This is a genomic window from uncultured Lactobacillus sp., assembly GCF_945290125.1.
Classification (GTDB): Bacteria; Bacillota; Bacilli; order Lactobacillales; family Lactobacillaceae; genus Lactobacillus; species Lactobacillus rizhaonensis.
In genome coordinates, this window is the sequence record NZ_CALYQV010000110.1 from 1 (window position 1) to 2,866 (window position 2,866).

Consider the following 2,866-nt stretch of genomic DNA (forward strand, 5'->3'; position numbering starts at 1 on the left):
AATTGCATACGGCTCCGGAAACTAGTCTGTGGGCGATCCCCCGCCAATTAAAACTGGCGAAAAAACAATTGCAAACTGAAGTTAAACCAGCTTTACAAGAAATCATAAGTGAAATTCAACGGCAACAACCGCAATTACAAGCAGAGCTACAGACTCTCCAAAATCAAACTCAGGCATTATTGCAAAAATAGCTGTTAAGTAACTTTGCACAAATTTTAGATATTTTTGTGTTCAAAATTATCAAAATATGTTATGTTTGTAGGTGTTATCTAGCTCAGATAAAAGTAGATTGGATGTGTATTAAAGATATGTCAAAGAAATTCAATAAGGTTATTTTGACTGTGGTTGCATTGCTATCAGTTTCTGCCTTAACAGGTTGTTCGGGTAACAAAGCGGTAGTTACCATGAAGGGCGGAAAAATTACTCAGGAACAACTTTATCAAAAGATGAAGAAGTCCCAAGCTGGTCAGCAGGCTTTACAGCAAATGGTGATTGCACAGGCTTTGAAGTCACAGTATGGTAAAGACGTTAGTGATAAAGAAGTTAATAAACAATATAATCAATATAAAGATAAATATGGTGCTCAATTCAACTCTTTATTACAACAAAATGGAATGGATGCTGCATCCTTTAAAGATACTATCCGGACCAATTTACTTACTAAAGTTGCCGTGCGTAAAGAAACGAAAGTTACTAACGCCCAACTAAAACAACAATGGAAGAAATATACTCCAAAAGTTACTGTACAACATATTTTGGTTAAAGATGAAGACAAGGCTAAAGACATTATCAAGCAATTAGATGATGGTGCCAATTTCTCTAAATTAGCGAAGAAAGAGTCCAATGATTCTGGTACCAAAAATAATGGTGGTAAATTACCTCCATTTAACAATAGCGATACTTCGTTAGATACCAACTTTAAGAAGGCAGCTTTAAAATTAAAACAAGGTGAATACACTAAAGATCCTGTCAAATCTTCTTATGGTTATCATGTCATCAAAATGGTTAAGCGTCCTGCTAAAGGCTCAATGAAACAGCATGAAACAGAATTAAAGAATCAAATTTATAATTCGCGGATGCAAGACTCTGTAGTCTTACAAAAAGTTATTTCTAAAGTCTTAAAGCGTTCGGATATTTCTATTAAAGACAATGACATGAAAGACATTTTAGCAGGCTACTTATCTAATAATAAAAATGCTAAAAGTACACCAAAGAATAGCAAATAATTCTCATTAGCAGCGCGGTAAAAGTACTGAGATGGATATCTTGGCTCCAGAATATGTTTAATATTCTGGAGCTTTTTTTATAAAAAAACAAGTTCGAAATGCCCTGCCGCCATTACTAACCTTTATAACCAACTCTGCTGCGGCCAGTTTTTTCAACACACAAATTAAATTTTAAGTTGTACATCTATCAGCTGAAACCTCGCTTGCTGCTCCATAAACTTCTTATAAGCTGTGCTATGTTTTTATGTACCCATTTTTGAAGTTTCTAATTGAAAATAAAAAATTGCCATATAAAAACTGTGGTGTTGAAGCATCACAGTTTTTCAATAATCATTTAACTTCGGCAATCCAATTTTTGGCAGGATCGCTACTGTTCAAATCTGCTGGGTGCGTTTTTAAACGCGGATTGATTTGAACTAATTCACCTGTAATGGGCGCCGGCAACTCCAAAACAGTTTTATCCGACTCCAGCGATAATAAAGTTTGTCCAGTTTGTAATCGCTTAAGATTGTCAGGAAAATCAATAAAGGCTATATCCCCGGTTTCTTGACGTCCGGTATCATTCAACCCAATCCGCGTATGCCCATTTGCAAGCTTTTCCTGCCAAAAATATGACATTTCACTATCCATAACTCATGCTCCTCTAAAAAATCCAGTGTAGCTTCATTATAACAAAGATTTGCGTTCAAAAAGGATGGACTTCTACTGAAAGAACGATGCACTCAACCTAAGCTTATTGCAATCGGGCTATTCGTTATCAATGAACAAACAAAAACGATTACCACATACTTGGACAATTCTTCGTTCCAGTTGGCAATTCACTTAAGAGTCACCAAACTACTGATTCACAATTACTAAAGATTTGATGGCTTGTCGCTGATCCATAGCTTCATAAGCAGCTTGAATTTGATCCAAAGTGAATTTGTGTGTAAAAACTTGACCCGGATTAATCTCCCGTTTTAAAACCGCTGCTAGTAATCGTTGCCGATCGTACTTGGTCACACTGGCAATGCCGCCTCGTAAACCAATATTCCCCCAGAATAAATCATTAGTGTTCATTTGGCTATTTTGGGGCAAGCCCACGCGACCAATGACTGCTCCCGCACGGGCAATTTTCACTGCTATGCTGACCGCCTGCTCAGTGCCCACGCATTCTAATACTGCATCCACCCCAGCTTGATCAGTTAACTTCAAAACTGCTTGAATGGCCGCCTCATCACGCTTAGACACAATATCGGTTGCACCAAATTTTTGAGCTAATTTGCACGCTTGGTATGATGGCTTAAAGTAATGATTCTTTGAGCGCCTTGCAGCTTAGCTGCAATAACTGCACATAAGCTTACTGCACCATCACCCACTATGGCCACTGTATCACCTGCCTGCACTTGCGCACTCATGGCAGCATGATAACCGGTAGCCATGACATCGGACAACGTTAATAAGGAATTTAATTGATCTTCATCATAATCTTCAGGTTGTCCGGGAATTTTCACTAGTGCCCAATGCGCATTAGTAAACCGTAAATATTGAGCCTGATAACCGGGATTTAATCCCGGCTCTTCATTCACACAATTGCCTTCAAAACCCGCGCGACAAGCCGCACAGTGCCCACATCCATGCGTAAATGGTACAATTACGAA

3 protein-coding genes and 1 pseudogene are annotated in these 2,866 nt (G+C 38.3%); 2 read left to right on the forward strand and 2 right to left on the reverse strand.

Annotation, left to right across the window (positions count from 1 at the left end; translation table 11 throughout):
- Together Q0K80_RS10205 and Q0K80_RS10210 are read left to right on the forward strand one after the other, a co-directional pair.
- Positions 1 to 191, forward strand: a 191-nt coding sequence (locus tag Q0K80_RS10205; protein WP_294606026.1) for a hypothetical protein, incomplete at its 5' end; no start/stop codon positions are given.
- 117 nt (positions 192 to 308) lie between these two features.
- On the forward strand, positions 309 to 1,226 hold the full coding sequence (locus tag Q0K80_RS10210; RefSeq protein WP_294606027.1) for a peptidylprolyl isomerase: 918 nt from the start codon (positions 309 to 311) through the stop codon (positions 1,224 to 1,226).
- A 330-nt stretch (positions 1,227 to 1,556) separates the two neighbouring features.
- Here the strand turns inward: Q0K80_RS10210 and Q0K80_RS10215 are convergent, their stop codons facing one another.
- On the reverse strand, positions 1,557 to 1,856 hold the full coding sequence (locus Q0K80_RS10215) for a glycine cleavage system protein H (RefSeq protein ID WP_294606028.1): 300 nt from the start codon (positions 1,854 to 1,856) through the stop codon (positions 1,557 to 1,559).
- Positions 1,857 to 2,063: 207 nt separating this feature from the next.
- Positions 2,064 to 2,866: pseudogene (locus Q0K80_RS10220) on the reverse strand (zinc-binding dehydrogenase); the annotation flags it as partial.

Bases quoted from the DNA above. Each gene is read 5' to 3' on its own strand.
- Q0K80_RS10210 (WP_294606027.1), top strand. From the start codon at position 309: ATGTCAAAGAAATTCAATAAGGTTATTTTGACTGTGGTTGCATTGCTA.
- Q0K80_RS10215 (WP_294606028.1), bottom strand. From the start codon at position 1,856: ATGGATAGTGAAATGTCATATTTTTGGCAGGAAAAGCTTGCAAATGGG.